This window comes from Variovorax sp. MHTC-1, assembly GCF_003984645.1.
Lineage (GTDB): Bacteria > Pseudomonadota > Gammaproteobacteria > Burkholderiales > Burkholderiaceae_C > Variovorax.
Window position 1 is genome coordinate 1 of sequence record NZ_RWKI01000008.1, and the last position, 15,962, is coordinate 15,962.

The 15,962-nt window shown below is 65.7% G+C and carries 24 protein-coding genes; 21 read left to right on the plus strand and 3 right to left on the minus strand.

The window, feature by feature from the left end:
* Window positions 1-28: 28 nt before the first annotated feature.
* The 14 genes from rpsJ (at window position 29) to EJI01_RS15190 (ending at window position 8,406) form a co-directional block, all read left to right on the plus strand.
* Complete coding sequence (gene rpsJ / locus EJI01_RS15125; protein WP_028250951.1) at window positions 29-343, plus strand: 30S ribosomal protein S10; 315 nt, start codon at window positions 29-31, stop codon at window positions 341-343.
* Window positions 344-471: 128 nt separating this feature from the next.
* Window positions 472-2,073, plus strand: coding sequence for a carboxypeptidase-like regulatory domain-containing protein (locus EJI01_RS15130; RefSeq protein ID WP_126837982.1), 1,602 nt, complete (start codon window positions 472-474; stop codon window positions 2,071-2,073).
* Window positions 2,074-2,084: 11 nt separating this feature from the next.
* Window positions 2,085-2,594 carry a hypothetical protein gene (locus tag EJI01_RS15135; protein ID WP_260602470.1) on the plus strand — a complete coding sequence of 170 codons (510 nt, stop codon included), beginning with the start codon at window positions 2,085-2,087 and terminating at the stop codon, window positions 2,592-2,594.
* A gap of 193 nt (window positions 2,595-2,787) precedes the next feature.
* Window positions 2,788-3,468, plus strand: coding sequence for a 50S ribosomal protein L3 (gene rplC / locus EJI01_RS15140; protein WP_126838203.1), 681 nt, complete (start codon window positions 2,788-2,790; stop codon window positions 3,466-3,468).
* Window positions 3,468-4,088 (plus strand): 50S ribosomal protein L4, encoded by a 621-nt coding sequence (rplD, locus tag EJI01_RS15145; RefSeq protein ID WP_126837984.1) that lies wholly within the window; start codon window positions 3,468-3,470, stop codon window positions 4,086-4,088. Before rplC ends, rplD begins: the two co-directional genes overlap by 1 nt.
* A 5-nt stretch (window positions 4,089-4,093) precedes the next feature.
* Window positions 4,094-4,420, plus strand: coding sequence for a 50S ribosomal protein L23 (gene rplW, locus EJI01_RS15150; protein ID WP_185878941.1), 327 nt, complete (start codon window positions 4,094-4,096; stop codon window positions 4,418-4,420).
* A 2-nt stretch (window positions 4,421-4,422) separates the two neighbouring features.
* Window positions 4,423-5,247 (plus strand): 50S ribosomal protein L2, encoded by an 825-nt coding sequence (rplB, locus tag EJI01_RS15155; RefSeq protein WP_028250945.1) that lies wholly within the window; start codon window positions 4,423-4,425, stop codon window positions 5,245-5,247.
* 11 nt (window positions 5,248-5,258) lie between these two features.
* Window positions 5,259-5,537: a 30S ribosomal protein S19 gene (gene rpsS, locus EJI01_RS15160; protein WP_007838132.1), complete on the plus strand. Its 279-nt coding sequence runs from the start codon at window positions 5,259-5,261 to the stop codon at window positions 5,535-5,537.
* A 9-nt stretch (window positions 5,538-5,546) separates the two neighbouring features.
* Window positions 5,547-5,879, plus strand: coding sequence for a 50S ribosomal protein L22 (gene rplV / locus EJI01_RS15165; RefSeq protein WP_019657678.1), 333 nt, complete (start codon window positions 5,547-5,549; stop codon window positions 5,877-5,879).
* A gap of 16 nt (window positions 5,880-5,895) precedes the next feature.
* Window positions 5,896-6,822: a 30S ribosomal protein S3 gene (gene rpsC / locus EJI01_RS15170; RefSeq protein ID WP_126837986.1), complete on the plus strand. Its 927-nt coding sequence runs from the start codon at window positions 5,896-5,898 to the stop codon at window positions 6,820-6,822.
* A gap of 28 nt (window positions 6,823-6,850) precedes the next feature.
* Entirely contained in the window at window positions 6,851-7,267 is a 417-nt protein-coding gene (gene rplP, locus EJI01_RS15175; protein WP_028250943.1) for a 50S ribosomal protein L16, read from the plus strand.
* A gap of 15 nt (window positions 7,268-7,282) precedes the next feature.
* Entirely contained in the window at window positions 7,283-7,540 is a 258-nt protein-coding gene (gene rpmC / locus EJI01_RS15180; RefSeq protein ID WP_409513954.1) for a 50S ribosomal protein L29, read from the plus strand.
* A gap of 9 nt (window positions 7,541-7,549) precedes the next feature.
* Window positions 7,550-7,819, plus strand: coding sequence for a 30S ribosomal protein S17 (rpsQ, locus tag EJI01_RS15185; RefSeq protein ID WP_126837987.1), 270 nt, complete (start codon window positions 7,550-7,552; stop codon window positions 7,817-7,819).
* A gap of 80 nt (window positions 7,820-7,899) precedes the next feature.
* Window positions 7,900-8,406 (plus strand): peroxiredoxin, encoded by a 507-nt coding sequence (locus tag EJI01_RS15190; RefSeq protein WP_126837988.1) that lies wholly within the window; start codon window positions 7,900-7,902, stop codon window positions 8,404-8,406.
* 3 nt (window positions 8,407-8,409) lie between these two features.
* Here EJI01_RS15190 and EJI01_RS15195 read toward each other — a convergent pair whose 3' ends face one another.
* Window positions 8,410-8,991, minus strand: coding sequence for a GNAT family N-acetyltransferase (locus EJI01_RS15195; RefSeq protein WP_126837989.1), 582 nt, complete (start codon window positions 8,989-8,991; stop codon window positions 8,410-8,412).
* Entirely contained in the window at window positions 8,988-9,701 is a 714-nt protein-coding gene (locus EJI01_RS15200) for a cytochrome b/b6 domain-containing protein (protein ID WP_126837990.1), read from the minus strand. Before EJI01_RS15200 ends, EJI01_RS15195 begins: the two co-directional genes overlap by 4 nt.
* Window positions 9,702-9,853: 152 nt before the next feature.
* Between EJI01_RS15200 and EJI01_RS15205 the strand changes: the two genes are divergently transcribed.
* Window positions 9,854-10,294: a c-type cytochrome gene (locus EJI01_RS15205; RefSeq protein WP_126837991.1), complete on the plus strand. Its 441-nt coding sequence runs from the start codon at window positions 9,854-9,856 to the stop codon at window positions 10,292-10,294.
* Window positions 10,295-10,321: 27 nt separating this feature from the next.
* On the opposite strand, the gene EJI01_RS15210 is transcribed toward EJI01_RS15205, so the two are convergent.
* Window positions 10,322-10,819 (minus strand): TlpA disulfide reductase family protein, encoded by a 498-nt coding sequence (locus tag EJI01_RS15210; protein ID WP_126837992.1) that lies wholly within the window; start codon window positions 10,817-10,819, stop codon window positions 10,322-10,324.
* 13 nt (window positions 10,820-10,832) lie between these two features.
* Between EJI01_RS15210 and EJI01_RS15215 the strand changes: the two genes are divergently transcribed.
* From EJI01_RS15215 to ptsP, 6 genes are read left to right on the plus strand one after another with little or no spacing between them, the layout of a single operon-like run.
* Window positions 10,833-11,537 carry a DUF4197 domain-containing protein gene (locus tag EJI01_RS15215; protein ID WP_126837993.1) on the plus strand — a complete coding sequence of 235 codons (705 nt, stop codon included), beginning with the start codon at window positions 10,833-10,835 and terminating at the stop codon, window positions 11,535-11,537.
* A gap of 41 nt (window positions 11,538-11,578) precedes the next feature.
* Window positions 11,579-12,109 carry a hypothetical protein gene (locus tag EJI01_RS15220; protein WP_126837994.1) on the plus strand — a complete coding sequence of 177 codons (531 nt, stop codon included), beginning with the start codon at window positions 11,579-11,581 and terminating at the stop codon, window positions 12,107-12,109.
* Entirely contained in the window at window positions 12,106-13,368 is a 1,263-nt protein-coding gene (locus EJI01_RS15225; protein WP_126837995.1) for an MFS transporter, read from the plus strand. The genes EJI01_RS15220 and EJI01_RS15225 overlap by 4 nt, the downstream gene beginning before the upstream one ends.
* The gene (locus EJI01_RS15230; RefSeq protein WP_126837996.1) at window positions 13,365-13,820 is read left to right on the plus strand and encodes a PTS sugar transporter subunit IIA; all 456 of its coding nucleotides are present in this window, start codon (window positions 13,365-13,367) and stop codon (window positions 13,818-13,820) included. The genes EJI01_RS15225 and EJI01_RS15230 overlap by 4 nt, the downstream gene beginning before the upstream one ends.
* The gene (locus EJI01_RS15235) at window positions 13,789-14,058 is read left to right on the plus strand and encodes an HPr family phosphocarrier protein (protein WP_126837997.1); all 270 of its coding nucleotides are present in this window, start codon (window positions 13,789-13,791) and stop codon (window positions 14,056-14,058) included. Before EJI01_RS15230 ends, EJI01_RS15235 begins: the two co-directional genes overlap by 32 nt.
* Entirely contained in the window at window positions 14,055-15,863 is a 1,809-nt protein-coding gene (gene ptsP, locus EJI01_RS15240; protein WP_126837998.1) for a phosphoenolpyruvate--protein phosphotransferase, read from the plus strand. Before EJI01_RS15235 ends, ptsP begins: the two co-directional genes overlap by 4 nt.
* Window positions 15,864-15,962: the final 99 nt, after the last annotated feature.

Sequence of the window (15,962 nt, forward strand, 5' to 3'; positions counted from 1 at the left end):
ATCTGATTCGAGCGCACAAGGAATCATCATGGCCACCAAGCAAAAAATCCGCATCCGCCTGAAGGCGTTCGACTACAAGCTGATCGACCAGTCGGCCGCCGAGATCGTGGACACTGCCAAGCGCACCGGCGCGATCGTCAAGGGCCCCGTGCCCCTGCCGACCCGCATGAAGCGTTTCGACATCCTGCGTTCGCCGCACGTCAACAAGACGAGCCGCGACCAGTTCGAGATCCGCACGCACCAGCGCTTGATGGACATCGTCGACCCGACCGACAAGACCGTGGACGCGCTGATGAAGCTCGACCTGCCGGCCGGCGTGGACGTCGAAATCAAGCTTCAATAAGCAACTTCGGTTACTTCGCCACGGCCCGCCCGCAGAAATGCCGGCGGGCTTTGTTCTTTTTGACACCTGGCTGTGGCATTCTCCGGGAGGGCGGCGATTGGCCGGACGTGAACGCTCAGAGGGCGAAAATGAAGACTAGAACATGGCTCTTGCGGGCCTTTGCGGTGGCTGTCGCGGTGGTGCTTGGCGCATGTGGCGGCGGGGGCGGGGGCGGTGGCGGTGGCGGCTTCCCGATCGGGGGCCTGCCGGGCGCGACGACCGTCACGCTGAACGGCACCGTTACTTTCGATTCGGTGCCGAATGCGACAGGGACGCTTAACTACGCGGCCGTCGCGGTCAAGCCGGTTCGCGGCGCCGTGGTCGAAGTGGTCAACGGCGCGTCGGCGGTCGTAGCGACGGCGAGCACCGACGCCAACGGCGCCTATTCCGTTTCGGTTCCCGCGAACACATCCGTCATGGTGCGGGTCAAGGCGCAGATGCTGCAGACCGGTTCGGGCGCGAGTTGGGACGTCACTGTCCGCGACAACACCCAGTCCGATGCGATCTACGCGATGGAGACGCCTGCTTTCTCCACCGCCGCAGTGGGCACGCTCACGCGCGATGTCCATGCGCCCTCCGGCTGGAACGGCACGAGCTACGCATCGACCCGCGTCGCGGGGCCTTTTGCGCTGCTCGATACGGTCTACACGACGCAGGCCAAGGTTCTCTCGGTGGCGCCGGGCACTGCGTTTCCGCTGCTGCGCGTGTTCTGGAGCGTCAATAACGTTCCGGCGTCGGGTACCTTGGCGCTGGGGCAGATCGGAACGACTTTCTTCACCAACAGAAGCACGGGCCGCGCCATCTATGTGCTGGGCAAGGAGGACGTCGATACCGACGAATACGACGCGCCCGTCGTGGCGCACGAGTGGGGGCACTACTACCAGTCGGCCTTCAGCCGCGACGATTCGCCGGGCGGCAGCCATTCCCTGAGCGAACTTCTCGATCGGCGGCTGGCATTTTCCGAGGGCTGGGGCAATGCCTGGTCCGGCATCGCACTGGGACGCAGCAACTACACCGATTCCGTTGGCCCGAGCCAGGCGCAGGGTGGAAACCTCAACCTGGCCGCAGGTGCGTCGTCCAATCCAGGCTGGTTCCGCGAAGCTTCGATCCATTCGATCCTGTGGAACTTGAACAGCCAGGTCGGCTTCAAGCCGATACATGACACCCTTACCGCTGCATCCTTCAAGAATGGCGTGGCTGTGACCGCCATCCATCCGTTCGCGGCCGCTTTCCAGGCGGCGGCACCGGGCAGCGCCGCTGCTTTGAATACGTTGCTCGCTGGCCAGAACATCAGTGCCGCCCCGAACGACCCCTTTGGGCAGCAGGAAACGAACAACAGCGGCGGCACACTGGCGAGCTATGCATTGCCGATGTACCGCCCTGCCGCGGTTGGCGGGAGTACTTCCGCTTGCGTCACAAATCTGGGCGGCGCGGGCAACAAGCTGGGCAGCTACGTCTATCTGCGGTTCACCGCGCCTAGCGCGCGCAACTACGCTATCAGCGCCACCGGCCCCGGCGGATCGGATCCGGACTTCGTTGTCTATCAGGGGCGTCAGATCGTCGACGCTAGTGTGGAAACGACTGTCGTCCAGACTGCTTCTGTCCCCCTTGCCGCCGGCGAAAGCGTTCTGGTCTTGAACGACTTCAACAACTCGTCGTCGAACACATGTTTCACCGTCACCATCAATTGAGGAGCGCATCCATGCATGCACATCGCAGCTTGGCAGCCATCGTCGTCGCATCGCTGGCGATGGGCGCGTCCTTGCAAGCCTGCGCCGACAGCAAGCCGGAGCGCAGTGCGCCCAAGATGTCAGCAGCGCCGGCCAAGTCGAACGGCTCCGGCGTTTCCGTGCAGTACCGCGTCGACGGCACCCCGCAGGCCGGGGTTGCCCTTCCAATCGTCCTGAGCTTCGACGGCATCACCGATCCCGCCGGCGCGTCGGTTCGCCTGACGGCCGAGGGCGGCCTGTCGCTGAGCGGCGCCGGGGGAACGCAGCCGCTGCCGGCCGGTCAGACGACGACCTTGACGGTCCAGGTCGTACCTGGCGCCGAAGGCGTCGGCTATCTCCATGTGTTCACCACCCAGCGCGGCGCCACCAGCGCGACCTCGGTGCCCGTTCAGGTCGGCAAGGTGCCTTCCGCGCTGCCTGCCAGCGGCACCCTCAAGCAGACGCCGGACGGCGACAAGATCCATGCCATGCCGGTGAAATAGGGTCGCTGCGCGCTTCCTTTCCGGCGGCTTGCTCTTGCGGTCGTCTGCGGGCTATAATCTTCGGCTCTGCCTAACTTGCGCCTTTTGGGGTGAAAGTTGCGCAGAGCTTTATCAACCTTCTTCCGCATACCAAACGCTGTCGCCAATTGAAGTGGCAGCGGCGGGAGAGGATTCCATTTTTGGAGAAAAACCAATGAGTCTGAGCAACTCCCTCGGGTTGCTGGGCCGCAAGGTGGGGATGATGCGTCTCTTCACCGATGACGGGGATGCAGTTCCCGTCACGGTGGTGGATGTGTCGAACAACCGCGTGACCCAGATCAAAACCCAAGAGACCGATGGCTACGTCGCACTGCAAGTGACGTTCGGATCGCGCAAGGCATCGCGCGTCACCAAGCCCGAAGCAGGCCACCTCGCCAAGGCTGGCGTCGAAGCCGGCGAAATCATCCAGGAATTCCGCGTGACAGCCGATACGGCGGGTCAGCACAAGGCCGGCGGCGTGATTGCCGCGGCCAGCGTGTTCGCGGTGGGCCAGAAGGTCGACGTGCAAGGCACTTCGATCGGCAAGGGCTACGCCGGCACCATCAAGCGCCACAACATGAGCTCGCAGCGGGCGTCGCACGGTAACAGCCGTTCGCACAACGTCCCCGGCTCCATCGGCATGGCGCAGGATCCCGGCCGCGTGTTTCCGGGCAAGCGCATGACGGGCCACCTCGGCGACGTCACCGTGACGACCCAGAACCTCGACGTCATCCGTATCGACGAAGCGCGTCAGCTGCTTCTGATCAAGGGCGCGATTCCGGGCTCCAAGGGTGGCTTCGTCACCGTGCGTCCGGCCGTCAAGGCCAAGCCGCAAGCGGCCGAAGGAGCGAAGTAATGCAACTCGAACTCCTGAACGAACAAGGCCAGGCCGCCTCGAAGTACGACGCCCCCGAGACCGTGTTCGGCCGTGACTACAACGAGGACCTGGTCCACCAGATCGTCGTCGCATTCCAGGCCAACGCCCGCCAAGGCACGCGCGCCCAGAAGGACCGCGAGCAGGTCAAGCACTCGACCAAGAAGCCTTTCAAGCAAAAGGGAACGGGCCGCGCCCGCGCCGGTATGACTTCCTCGCCGCTGTGGCGCGGGGGCGGCCGCATTTTCCCGAACATGCCCGACGAAAACTTCTCGCAGAAGATCAACAAGAAGATGTACCGCGCCGGCATGGCCGCCATCTTCTCGCAGCTCGCTCGTGAAGGCCGCCTGGCCGTGGTCGATTCGATCAAGGTCGACTCGCCCAAGACCAAGCCGTTGGCCGCCAAGTTCAAGGCGATGAATCTCGAGTCCGTGCTCGTGATCGCCGAGGAAGTCGACGAGAACCTGTACCTGGCCTCGCGCAACCTGGTGAACGTGCTCGTCGTCGAGCCGCGTTACGCCGATCCGGTGTCGCTGGTCCACTACAAGAAGGTGCTGGTCACCAAGGGCGCCGTCGACAAGCTCAAGGAGATGTTCGCATGAGCCGCATGAACCCGACTCCGCAGCAGCGTCAGTTCGACGAAGGTCGTCTGATGAGCGTTCTGGTCGCCCCGATCGTGTCCGAAAAGGCCACGATGGTCGGCGAGAAGTCGAACGCAGTCACTTTCAAGGTGTTGCAGGACGCCACCAAGCCCGAGATCAAGGCCGCCGTCGAACTGATGTTCAAGGTCGAGGTCCAGGGTGTGTCGGTGCTCAACACCAAGGGCAAGACCAAGCGCTTCGGCAAGTCCGTCGGCCGCCGCGACAACGTTCGCAAGGCCTATGTGACGCTGAAGGCCGGTCAAGAGCTCAACCTCGTTGGGGAAGGCGCTTAATCATGGCCGTCATCAAGATGAAACCCACTTCGCCGGGCCAGCGCGGCGCGGTGAAGATCTCGCGGGACCACCTGTACAAGGGTGCGCCGCACGCTGCCCTGCTGGAACCCCAGTTCCAGAAGGCCGGCCGCAACAACAACGGTCACATCACGACCCGTCACAAGGGCGGTGGTCACAAGCACCACTACCGCGTGGTGGACTTCGTGCGCAACAAGGACGGCATCCCGGCCAAGGTCGAACGCATCGAGTACGACCCGAACCGCACCGCCCACATCGCGCTCGTGTGCTACGCCGACGGCGAGCGCCGCTACATCATCGCCCCGCGCGGTCTGGAAGCCGGTGCAACGCTGCTCTCCGGTTCGGAAGCTCCGATCCGCGCCGGCAACACGCTGCCGATCCGCAACATTCCCGTGGGTTCGACGATCCACTGCATCGAACTGCAGCCCGGCAAGGGCGCGCAGATCGCCCGCTCGGCCGGTACCTCGGCCACGCTGCTGGCCCGCGAAGGCGTCTACGCCCAGGTCCGGATGCGCTCGGGCGAAGTTCGCCGCGTGCACGTCGAGTGCCGCGCGACCATCGGTGAAGTCGCCAACGAAGAACACAGCCTGCGCCAGCTCGGCAAGGCCGGTGTGAAGCGCTGGATGGGTATCCGCCCGACCGTTCGCGGCGTGGTGATGAACCCGGTCGACCACCCGCACGGCGGCGGCGAAGGCAAGACCGGCGAAGGCCGTCATCCTGTCGATCCGTGGGGCAATCTCACCAAGGGTTATCGCACCCGCAACAACAAGCGCACGCAGGTCTTCATCGTGTCGCGTCGCAAGAAGTAAGGGACAGCACAATGACTCGCTCTCTCAAAAAGGGTCCGTTCGTCGACCACCACCTGGTGGCCAAGGCCGACAAGGCCGTGACGACCAAGGACAAGAAGCCGATCAAGACTTGGTCGCGCCGCTCGATGGTCCTGCCCGAGTTCATCGGCCTGACCATTGCCGTGCACAACGGCAAGCAGCACGTGCCTGTCTACATTACCGACCAGATGGTCGGCCACAAGCTCGGCGAATTTGCGCTCACGCGCACGTTCAAGGGGCACCCCGCGGACAAGAAAGTCCAGAAGAAGTAAGGAACGACCATGTCTGAAACACGTGCAGTCCTCCGCGGCGTTCGCCTCTCGGTCGACAAGGGCCGTCTGGTCGCCGACCTGATCCGCGGCAAGAAGGTCGATCAAGCGCTCAACATCCTGCAATTCACGCAGAAGAAGGCCGCTGTGATCGTCAAGAAGGTGCTCGAGTCGGCGATCGCCAACGCCGAGCACAACGACGGTGCCGACATCGACGAACTGAAGGTCAAGACCATCTACGTCGAACAGGGCGCCACGCTCAAGCGCTTCACCGCGCGCGCCAAGGGTCGCGGCAATCGCATCAGCAAGCCGACGTGCCATGTGTACGTGACGGTCGGCAACTAAGAGGCCTGGAAGAAATATGGGACAGAAAATCCACCCTACCGGCTTCCGCCTCGCGGTCAGCCGTAACTGGTCCAGCCGCTGGTACGCAAGCAACCGTGACTTCGCGGGCATGCTGGCCGAAGACATCAAGGTGCGCGAGTACCTGAAGAAGAAGCTCAAGAACGCGTCGGTGTCGCGCGTCCTGATCGAGCGTCCTGCCAAGAACGCACGCATCACGATCTACTCGGCACGTCCGGGCGTCGTAATCGGCAAGAAGGGCGAGGACATCGAGAACCTCAAGCGCGAACTCGGCAAGCAGCTGGGCGTGCCGGTCGCAGTGAACATCGAGGAAGTGCGCAAGCCCGAAATCGATGCACAGCTGATCGCCGACAGCATCACGCAGCAGCTCGAGAAGCGGATCATGTTCCGCCGCGCGATGAAGCGCGCCATGCAGAACGCCATGCGTCTGGGTGCCCAGGGCATCAAGATCATGTCGGCCGGCCGCCTGAACGGCATCGAAATCGCGCGTACCGAGTGGTACCGCGAAGGCCGCGTGCCGCTTCACACGCTGCGCGCCGACATCGACTACGGCACCTCGGAAGCCAAGACCACGTACGGCGTCATCGGCGTCAAGGTCTGGGTCTACAAGGGCGACACGCTGGGTCGCAACGACCTGCCGGCCGTCGAAACGCCGCGTCCCGAAGAAGAGCGCCGCCCGCGTGGCCCGCGCCGTGACGGCCGCCCCGGTGGCGACCGTCCCGGTTCCGACCGCCGCGGCCCCGGCCCGCGCGCCGGTGCCCGTGGTCCGATCGGCGGCAACGTCGCTCCGGCCGACGGCAGCGACAAGCCCGCAGAAGCCACTGGTGCCGCTCCGGCAGCACCGGGTGCAGACTCGAAACCCGCCGTTAAGCGCGTGCGCAAGCCCGCGCCAGCTGCAGCAGCTGACGGTGCCAAGAACGAGTGATCGTTCTTAGATCCACGGAGTAACAAACATGCTGCAACCTGCACGCAGAAAGTTCCGCAAGGAACAAAAGGGCCGCAACACCGGCATCGCGACCCGCGGCAACGCGGTGTCCTTCGGTGACTTCGGCCTGAAGTCGATCGACCGCGGCCGCCTGACCGCGCGCCAGATCGAAGCCGCTCGTCGCGCGATCTCGCGCCACGTCAAGCGCGGTGGCCGCATCTGGATTCGCGTGTTCCCCGACAAGCCGATCTCCCACAAGCCCGCCGAAGTGCGGATGGGTAACGGCAAGGGCAACCCCGAGTACTACGTCGCCGAAATCCAGCCTGGCAAGGTGATCTACGAGATCGTCGGCGTGCCCGAAGAACTCGCCCGCGAAGCATTCCGCCTGGCTGCCGCCAAGCTGCCGCTGCGCACCACCTTCGTCGCGCGCCAGCTCGGCGCCTGATCGAGGAGAACACTGATGGCAACACGTAAGAAGAAGGACGCCGCGGCCACGCCGGCCAAGGTGTCGAAGGCGCAAGCGCTGCGCGACAAGGACGTCGCCGGCCTGCAGACCGAAATCAAGGATCTGCAGAAGGCCCATTTCGGCCTGCGCATGCAGAAGGCCACGCAACAACTGTCGAACACGTCGACGCTGCGCATCACGCGCCGCGACATCGCGCGTGCGAAGACCATTCTTGCGCAGAAGCAGCAGCAAGAAACCCAAGCCGCCAAGTAAGGAGTGAACATGACGGAAGCTAAAAAATCCCTCAAGCGCACCTTGATCGGCAAGGTGGTCAGCGACAAGCGCGAGAAGACCGTGACCGTGCTGGTCGAGCGTCGTGTGAAGCACGAGCTCTACGGCAAGATCGTGGCCAAGACGAGCAAATACCACGCCCATGACGAAAAGGGCGAGTACAAGCTGGGCGACACCATCGAGATCACCGAAAGCCGGCCTATCTCGAAGTCGAAGAACTGGGTCGTGACCCGCCTGGTCGAAAAGGCCGTGCTGGTCTGATACCCCGCTCCCCCGGCGACGCAGCCAAAGCAAAAGCGGCCCACAATGTGGGCCGTTTTTCTTTTTCAGGAGCAGATCTCATGATCAAAGTCGGCGACACCCTTCCTACTGCGACCCTGCAGGAATATTCCGAGGTCGAAGGCGAGGGTTGCAGCATCGGCCCGAACCCGGTCGACGTGACCAAGGCGGCCGCAGGCAAGACCATCGCGCTGTTCGCATTGCCCGGAGCCTTCACGCCGACCTGCTCGGCCAAGCATGTGCCGGGTTATGTGCAGCACTTCGATGACTTCAAGGCCGCCGGCGTGGACGAAATCTGGTGCGTGAGCGTCAACGACGCCTTCGTCATGGGCGCCTGGGCGCGCGACCAGAAGACCGGCACCAAAGTACGTATGCTGGCCGACGGAAGCGGCGCGTTCGCCAATGCGACCGGCCTGACCCTTGACCTGACGGCACGCGGCATGGGCGTGCGCAGCAACCGCTACTCGATGCTGGTGAAGGACGGCAAGGTGGCGGCGCTCAACGTCGAAGCGCCGGGCAAGTTCGAGGTCAGCGACGCGGACACGCTGCTCGCGCAGGCGCGCGGCTGAGCGTTAGAGATCCACCTTGAGGTAGTGCGACCCGGCGATCGGGTTGTGATAGTAGGGCGGCACCTCTTCGAAGCCCAAGTCTTCGTAGAGTGCGCGCGCCGATTCCATGTCGTCCAGCGTATCCAACAGCACGCAGGCATAGCCGGCGCCGCGTGCCGCGTCCAGTATCGCTTCGGCCAGCTGTCGGCCGAGCCCCAGGCCGCGGAAGGCAGGCCGCACGTAGAGCCGCTTCATTTCTGCCGCGTTGGGGTAGTCGGTCGTGTCCAGGGGGCGCAGCGCGCAGCAGCCGGCGACGTGGGCCAGGCCGCCTTGCGGCCGTTGAATCAGCGGCACATCGGCCATCGCGGCGGCGTCCTTGATATCGACCAGCGCCAGCAGCAGCGCGCCGCGCGGCTCCGCGTAGTCGCCGGGCAGGTTGGCGAGCTCCGCGTCGAAGTTCTGAAAGCACAGATCGATGCCGAGCGAGGCCGCGTAGTCCTTGAAGATCGCGCGCGTCGCCTCGATCTCCTGCCGTTCGTCGGGCGTGATCAGTACGATATCCGGCGCATCGGCCAGCGGCAGGGGGCGTGAAGTCGAGAAGCTCATGCTCTCAACGACGCAATCCACGCCGCAAAGGCCGCGCACACCGCGAACACCGCCAAGGCCAGCAGCCGCGAGGCGGCATCGTCGCGGCTCGGTGCCGCGCTGCCGTCCGTCACCAGCTTGTCGCCCGAGATCATCGGCCGCACCAGGCGACGGCGCTTGATGAGCACGTAGTAGAGCACTGCCAGCACATGCAGGCCGGCCAGCGCAATCACGATCCATTTGCCCTGGCTGGTGTGCCAGCCCGTGGCCAGGCTCACCGTCGCGCCGGAGACGAAGCGCGTGAGCGGGCCGGACGCGGTGATCTCGTCGTCGGCAGTCAGGCCGCTCGCCACCTGCAGCGCCAGGATCGCGAGCAGCGCGAACACGGAGAATGCGCCGAGCGGCGTATGGCCGATGAGGTGGTCTGGATGAGCACGCCCCCGCAGGTAGTTCATGAGCGAGCCGGGCGAATAGACGAAGGCGGCGAAGCGCGACCAACGCCCGCCGATGAAGCCCCAGATCAGGCGGAACAGCAGCAGCGAAAGCACCGTGTAGCCCCCGCGGAAGTGCCACTCCATGATGCCTGCGAAGCCGGTCACGAGCTGGCTGATCACCGCCGCCGTGAGCGCCCAGTGAAACACGCGCGTCGGCAGGTCCCAGACCCGCGTACGGGCCGCGCTGGCATCACCCAGGCTCGCGCGGCGCGTGCTGGGCTCGAAGGTGTCGGACATCGGGAGGACGGGGTGCGCGAGGCTGCGGGAAGCGCAGATTAGCAAAGTCGCGGCCGCCGCGCCTTCGGGTTGTCTCTATGCACCGCGCTCGACCAGCCCCCGGACACTGTCACGGTGCCGGCCCCGCGGCGCTGTCTAACAAGGAAAACACGATGAATCGCCTTGCCTCGTTCACCCTGGCAGCGGCCGGCGCAGCCCTTTGCCTGCCTGCGATCGCCCAGTTTGCCAAAAAAGAAGACGCCATCAAGTATCGCCAGAGCGCGATGTTCATCCAGAACCAGCACGTGGCCCGTCTGGGCGCCATGGCCAGCGGTCGCGCACCGTTTGACGCGGCGGCCGCTGCCGCCAATGCCCAGGTGGTGGCCGAGATTTCCAAGCTGCCCTGGGCCGGATTCGGCGCCGGGACCGAGGGCGGCGACGCCAAGCCGGAAATCTGGAAGGAGCAGGCGAAATTCAAGGAGCTCAGCGAGAAGCTGATGGCCGAGACCAGCAAGCTGCCCACCGCTGCCGGCAACCTGGATACGCTCAAGGCCGCGATGGCATCGGTGGGTGGCACATGCAAGTCGTGCCACGACAGCTTCCGCAAGGACTGAGCATCCGAGGGCCGCCCCGGACGCCGCTCAGGCTTCGGCCAGCAGCTTCTCGATCAGCTTGTGCAGCTCGGCAAAGTCGGGTTCGCCCACATAGCGCTTCACGATCTCGCCGCGCTTGTTGACGATGTAGGTGGTCGGCGTGAGCTTCACGTCGCCCCAGGCCTGCGCCACCGCGCCGGTGTTGTCGATCGCCACTTTGAACGGCAGCTTGCGCGTCTCGACGAAGTTGACCACGTAGCTCGGCGGGTCGTAGCTCATGGCCACCGCCACCGTGTCATAGCCCCGGCCCTTGTACTTGTCGTAGGTTGCGATCACCTTGGGCATCTCGGCCACGCAGGTGACGCAGCTGGTGGCCCAGAAATTGACCAGCGTGACCTTGCCCTTAAGATCGTCCGTGCTCCTCTTGCTGCCGTCGAGCAGCACGAAGGTCGACGCCGGCGCCGCCGACACCCCCGTATTCAGATACACGCCCACGCCGACGGCCAGGGCGATCGCGACGGCTGCGGCGTAGATGATTTTTTTCATGGGAGAACGATGGATGGACCGACGAGATTTTAGTTCCGCCTTCCTGGCCGCGCCCGCCGCCCTGGCATTGCTGGCAATACGGCAGGCGCATGCGCTGACGATCGACGACCTCAGCGCCGGCGACGCCTCGAAGGGGCTCAAGGCCGCGCTCGAAAAAGGTGCCACCGCGGCGGTCGGTCTGCTTGGGCGCCAGGATGGCTTCCTGGGCAATCCCAAGGTCCGCATTCCGCTGCCCGGCTACCTCGAGGACGCGGGCAAGATGCTGCGCATGGTGGGCCAGGGCAGCCGCATCGACGAGCTCGTGACGGCGATGAACCGCGCCGCCGAGCAGGCGGTTCCGGCGGGCAAGGACCTGCTGGTGAACGCCGTGCGCACCATGAGCGTGGCCGATGCCAAGGGGATCCTGGTCGGAGGCGACACCTCGGTCACCCAGTTCTTCGCCAACAAGACCCGCGCGCCGCTCACCGAGCGATTCCTGCCCGTCGTGACCTACGCCACGGTCAAGGTCAAGCTGGCGGAGAAGTACAACAGCATCGCCGGCAAGGCAGCCGGCTACGGCCTGGTGAAAAAGGAAGACGCCAACATCCAGCGCTACGTGACCGGCAAGTCGCTCGACGGCCTCTACCTCATGATCGGCGAGGAAGAGCGCAAGATCCGGCAGGACCCGGTGGGCAGCGGCAGCGCGATTTTGCAGAAGGTGTTCGGCGCATTGCGTTAGTCCCGAGTCGGAGGGCGGGGGGCGGCTCGATAATCGCTCCGATGCCCTTTCCGTTCCGTCCCCGATTCGCGACGCTCGCGCTGGCCGCTGCAGCCTTCGGCGCGTGCAGTCCCGTCTTCAATTGGCGCGAAATACCCATCGCGGACGATGGCTTGATCGCGCTCCTGCCTTGCAAGGCCGACCGGGCGACGCGCATGCTGCCGCTCGGCGCCGAGCTGATCAGCGTCGACGTGACAGGTTGCGAGGCCGGCGGCGCCACTTTCGCCGTCGCGCACGCAGCGGCCAGCGATGCCGCGCAGGCCGATGCCTGGATGCGCGCCTGGCGCGCGGCAACGCGCACGCAGCTGGGCAGTGCCCCGGTCGCCGAGACGCCGATCGTGATGGCCCGCGCCGCCGAATCGCCCGGGCCGATCCGGCTCGACACCCAGCCTGGTGCCAGCGGGCCGACCCACGTGCTCTGGTTCGCCCAGCAGCGCGCCGGAAAGGTGGCGCTCTACCAGGCGACCGTGCTCGGCAAGCCTTCCTCGACCGAGGCGCTCGCCATCTTCTTCGAGGGCTTGCGCCTTCCATGAGCGGCGGCGCTCTGGCTGGTCGCGGCCGGATCGCGGCGGTCTTCCTGGCCTTTGCCTTCGCCTACTTTCTCTCGACGCTGGTGCGCGCCATCACCGCCACGCTGTCTCCCACGCTGACGGCGGAGTTCGCCCTCCATTCGCGCGACCTCGGGCTTCTCGCCGGCGGCTATTTCCTCGGCTTCGCGTTGACGCAGCTGCCCATGGGCAGCTGGCTCGATCGGCACGGTCCCAAGCGCGTGATCCTCTCATTTCTGTCGATGGCGGTCGCCGGCTGCCTGCTGTTCTCGGTGGCGACGCAGTTCTGGCTGCTGCTGGCGGCGCGTGTCCTCACCGGCGTGGGCGTCAGCGCCTGCCTGATGGCGCCGCTCACCGGCTACCGCCGCTGGTTCGACCCGGCGCTGCAGCTGCGCAGCAACTCCTGGATGCTGATGATCGGCTCGCTGGGCCTGGTTGCCGCCACGCTGCCCGTGCAGTGGCTGACGCCGCTGGTGGGTTGGCGGCCGCTTTTCTGGCTGCTCGCAGCCGGCGTGCTGGGTTCGATGCTGCTGATCGCCTGGGCCGCGCCCGCGTGGGACAACGCGGCCCATGCGGCGAACGTTCAGGAAGTCGCTGTTCCTCGCCGGGACGCCGGCTACGCCGCCGTATGGCGCGACCCATTCTTCCGCAAGCTCATGCCGATCGGTTTCTTCAATTACGGCGGCTTCGTCGCCATGCTGACGCTCTGGGTCGTCCCGTGGCTCACGCGCGTCGCCGGCTACGCGCCGGCGGAGGCCGCGGATGCATTGTTCTCGATCAGCATCGCGATGCTCGTCACCTACTGGCTCTGGGGCGCCGCCAACCCGTGGCTGGTGCGCCGGGGCCTCGCAGCGGCCCGGCTGATCGGCTGGGGCCTGCCGCTCGCCATGCTGGCGCTCGCCGCCATCCTGGTGCTCGGCCGTGCAGCGGGCACCCTGGCCTGGGCGATCTTCCTCTGCAGCTCGACCGTGGTGGCGCTGGCCCAGCCCGCGGTCGCGATGGCGCTGCCCGCCACGCTGGCGGGGCGCGCCCTCTCGGCATACAACCTGGTGGTGTTTCTCGGCGTTTTCGTGGTTCAGTGGGGTGTCGGGCTCCTGATCGACCTGTTCGGTCGTGCCGGCTTCGACACGGTAGGCGCCTTTCGTGGCGCGCTGGGCCTGTTTCTGGGATGCTGTTTGTTGTCTTATTTCTACTTCCTGTGGGCGCCCCCGCATAATCGACAGGCAGCCTTCCGACCCACATGAACAGCATCTTCATCATCGCCCACTCGCCGCTCGCCCAGGCGCTGCGGCAGTGCGCGCTGCATGTGTTCCCGGACAGCGAGACCTCTGTCGTCGCCCTCGACGTGCTGCCCAATGTGTCGCCGGACGAAACCCTCGCGGCGGCGCGCATCACGCTGGCCCAGCTGCAGCGCGCGCCGCGCTCGCAGGTGCTGGTGTTGGCCGACGTGTTCGGCGCCACGCCCTGCAACGTGGCGCAGAAGCTGGTCGATGGCGTGCGTTCGCGCCTCGTGGCCGGAGTCAACCTGCCGATGCTGCTGCGCGCCGTGAGCTACCGCAACGAGCCGCTCGAGACCCTGGTGCAGCGCGCGCTCACCGGCGGCACCGCGGGCGTGATGCAGGTGGCGGTGGCGGCACCCCAGAATCAGGCAAGAAGAAAGCACAGTGATAAAGACATCCGTGACCATCAGCAATAAGCTGGGGCTGCATGCGCGCGCCTCGGCCAAACTCACCAAGCTCGCCGGCAGCTATCCCTGCGAGGTCTGGCTCTCGCGCGGCGATCGCCGCGTCAATGCCAAGAGCATCATGGGCGTGATGATGCTGGCGGCGGGCATCGGCGTGACGGTGGAGATTGAAACCAACGGCGAGCGGGAGCAGGAAGCGATGGACGCGATCGTCGCGTTGATGAACGACAAATTCGGAGAAGGTGAATGACTTTCGCCGTCCACGGGCTCCCTGTCGCCCGTGGCATTGCCATAGGCCGCGCCGTGCTCGTGGTCTCGAGCCGTATCGACGTGGCGCACTATTTCATCAAGCCCGAGGAAGTCGAGACCGAGATCGACCGCGTGCGCACCGCGCGCAACGCGGTGGCCGAGGAACTGCAGAAGCTGCAGGCCAGCGTCGCGCTGATGGGGCCGAACGATGCGCCGCACGAACTCGCGGCGCTGCTCGAGGTGCACCAGATGCTGCTGCAGGACGAGGTGCTCACCGGCGGCGTCAAGCATTGGATCGTCGAGCGCCTCTACAACGCCGAATGGGCGCTCACCACGCAGCTCGAGGTGATCGCGCGCCAGTTCGACGAGATGGAGGACGAATATCTGCGCGAACGCAAGGCCGACCTCGAACAGGTGGTCGAGCGGCTGCTGCACCGCATGAAGGGCACCGCCGCGGTGCTGGCGCCGACGCCGCCGCGCCGCAAGCGCAGGGCCGAGGACGACGATGCCGATCCGACCGCCAACGACGCCATCGACGCCCCGCTGGTGCTGATCGCGCACGATCTCTCGCCGGCCGACATGCTGCAGTTCAAGAAGAGCGTGTTCGCCGGCTTCGTGACCGACGTCGGCGGCCGCACCTCGCACACCGCGATCGTGGCGCGCAGCATGGACATCCCGGCCGTGGTCGGCGCGCGCAGCGCGAGCCAGCTGGTGCGACAGGACGATTGGGTCATCATCGACGGCGACGGCGGCGTCGTGATCGTCGACCCCTCGCCGATCATCCTGGCCGAATACGGCTTCAAGCAGCGCCAGAACGACTTGGAGCGCGGGCGGCTCTCGCGCCTGCGCCACAAGCCGGCCGTCACGCTCGACGGCCAGCGCGTCGACCTGCTGGCCAATATCGAGATGCCCGAGGACACGATCAACGCGGTCAAGGCCGGTGCGGTCGGCGTCGGCCTGTTCCGCAGCGAGTTCCTGTTCATGGGCCGCGAAGCCCAGCGCCTGACGCGCCTGCCCGACGAGGAGGAGCAGTACCAGGCCTACAAGCGCGCGGTCGAGGGCATGCAGGGCATGCCGGTCACGGTCCGCACCATCGACGTCGGCGCCGACAAGCCGCTCGACGGCAGGTCGGTGCGCGACGATGGACACCTCAACCCGGCGCTGGGCCTGCGCGCGATCCGCTGGAGCCTGGCCGACCCCGCCATGTTCCTGACGCAGCTGCGCGCCATCCTGCGCGCCGCGGCACACGGAGAGATTCATCTCCTGATCCCCATGCTCGCGCACGCGAGCGAGATCCGCCAGACGCTTTCGCTGATCGACTTCGCGCGCGCCGAGCTCGACAACCGCGGCGCGGTGCACGGCAACGTGAAGCTCGGCGCCATGATCGAGATTCCGGCCGCGGCGCTCACGCTCAAGACCTTCCTGAAGTACTTCGACTTCCTGTCGATCGGCACCAACGACCTGATCCAGTACACGCTGGCCATCGACCGCGCCGACGAATCGGTGGCGCACCTCTACGATCCCGCCCATCCCGCGGTGCTGCGCCTGGTGGCCGAGACCATCGCCGAGTGCCGGCGCCAGGGCAAGGGCGTGAGCGTGTGCGGAGAGATGGCGGGCGACGTCATGTTCACGCGGCTCCTGCTGGGCATGGGTCTGCGCAGCTTCTCGATGCACCCCTCGCAGATCCTGGCCGTCAAGCAGGAAGTGCTGCGCGCCGACACGAGCAAGCTCGAAGCCTGGGCGCAAGAGGTGCTGGAGGCGGAAGAGCCGGCGGCCGTGCTCACGCCGGCGGCTGCGTCGCAATAAAACGAAACACGGCGAAACCGGCGCGAAAGGACTTTGCGGCGCCCGGATCGCACCATCGGGTCTTCCTGATCGACATCCGATCAGTCCTCAAAGGAAGAC

Bases quoted from the DNA above. Each gene is read 5' to 3' on its own strand.
- rpsJ (WP_028250951.1), top strand. From the start codon at position 29: ATGGCCACCAAGCAAAAAATCCGCATCCGCCTGAAGGCGTTCGACTAC.
- EJI01_RS15130 (WP_126837982.1), top strand. From the start codon at position 472: ATGAAGACTAGAACATGGCTCTTGCGGGCCTTTGCGGTGGCTGTCGCG.
- EJI01_RS15135 (WP_260602470.1), top strand. From the start codon at position 2,085: ATGCATGCACATCGCAGCTTGGCAGCCATCGTCGTCGCATCGCTGGCG.
- rplC (WP_126838203.1), top strand. From the start codon at position 2,788: ATGAGTCTGAGCAACTCCCTCGGGTTGCTGGGCCGCAAGGTGGGGATG.
- rplD (WP_126837984.1), top strand. From the start codon at position 3,468: ATGCAACTCGAACTCCTGAACGAACAAGGCCAGGCCGCCTCGAAGTAC.
- rplW (WP_185878941.1), top strand. From the start codon at position 4,094: ATGAACCCGACTCCGCAGCAGCGTCAGTTCGACGAAGGTCGTCTGATG.
- rplB (WP_028250945.1), top strand. From the start codon at position 4,423: ATGGCCGTCATCAAGATGAAACCCACTTCGCCGGGCCAGCGCGGCGCG.
- rpsS (WP_007838132.1), top strand. From the start codon at position 5,259: ATGACTCGCTCTCTCAAAAAGGGTCCGTTCGTCGACCACCACCTGGTG.
- rplV (WP_019657678.1), top strand. From the start codon at position 5,547: ATGTCTGAAACACGTGCAGTCCTCCGCGGCGTTCGCCTCTCGGTCGAC.
- rpsC (WP_126837986.1), top strand. From the start codon at position 5,896: ATGGGACAGAAAATCCACCCTACCGGCTTCCGCCTCGCGGTCAGCCGT.
- rplP (WP_028250943.1), top strand. From the start codon at position 6,851: ATGCTGCAACCTGCACGCAGAAAGTTCCGCAAGGAACAAAAGGGCCGC.
- rpmC (WP_409513954.1), top strand. From the start codon at position 7,283: ATGGCAACACGTAAGAAGAAGGACGCCGCGGCCACGCCGGCCAAGGTG.
- rpsQ (WP_126837987.1), top strand. From the start codon at position 7,550: ATGACGGAAGCTAAAAAATCCCTCAAGCGCACCTTGATCGGCAAGGTG.
- EJI01_RS15190 (WP_126837988.1), top strand. From the start codon at position 7,900: ATGATCAAAGTCGGCGACACCCTTCCTACTGCGACCCTGCAGGAATAT.
- EJI01_RS15195 (WP_126837989.1), bottom strand. From the start codon at position 8,991: ATGAGCTTCTCGACTTCACGCCCCCTGCCGCTGGCCGATGCGCCGGAT.
- EJI01_RS15200 (WP_126837990.1), bottom strand. From the start codon at position 9,701: ATGTCCGACACCTTCGAGCCCAGCACGCGCCGCGCGAGCCTGGGTGAT.
- EJI01_RS15205 (WP_126837991.1), top strand. From the start codon at position 9,854: ATGAATCGCCTTGCCTCGTTCACCCTGGCAGCGGCCGGCGCAGCCCTT.
- EJI01_RS15210 (WP_126837992.1), bottom strand. From the start codon at position 10,819: ATGAAAAAAATCATCTACGCCGCAGCCGTCGCGATCGCCCTGGCCGTC.
- EJI01_RS15215 (WP_126837993.1), top strand. From the start codon at position 10,833: ATGGACCGACGAGATTTTAGTTCCGCCTTCCTGGCCGCGCCCGCCGCC.
- EJI01_RS15220 (WP_126837994.1), top strand. From the start codon at position 11,579: ATGCCCTTTCCGTTCCGTCCCCGATTCGCGACGCTCGCGCTGGCCGCT.
- EJI01_RS15225 (WP_126837995.1), top strand. From the start codon at position 12,106: ATGAGCGGCGGCGCTCTGGCTGGTCGCGGCCGGATCGCGGCGGTCTTC.
- EJI01_RS15230 (WP_126837996.1), top strand. From the start codon at position 13,365: ATGAACAGCATCTTCATCATCGCCCACTCGCCGCTCGCCCAGGCGCTG.
- ptsP (WP_126837998.1), top strand. From the start codon at position 14,055: ATGACTTTCGCCGTCCACGGGCTCCCTGTCGCCCGTGGCATTGCCATA.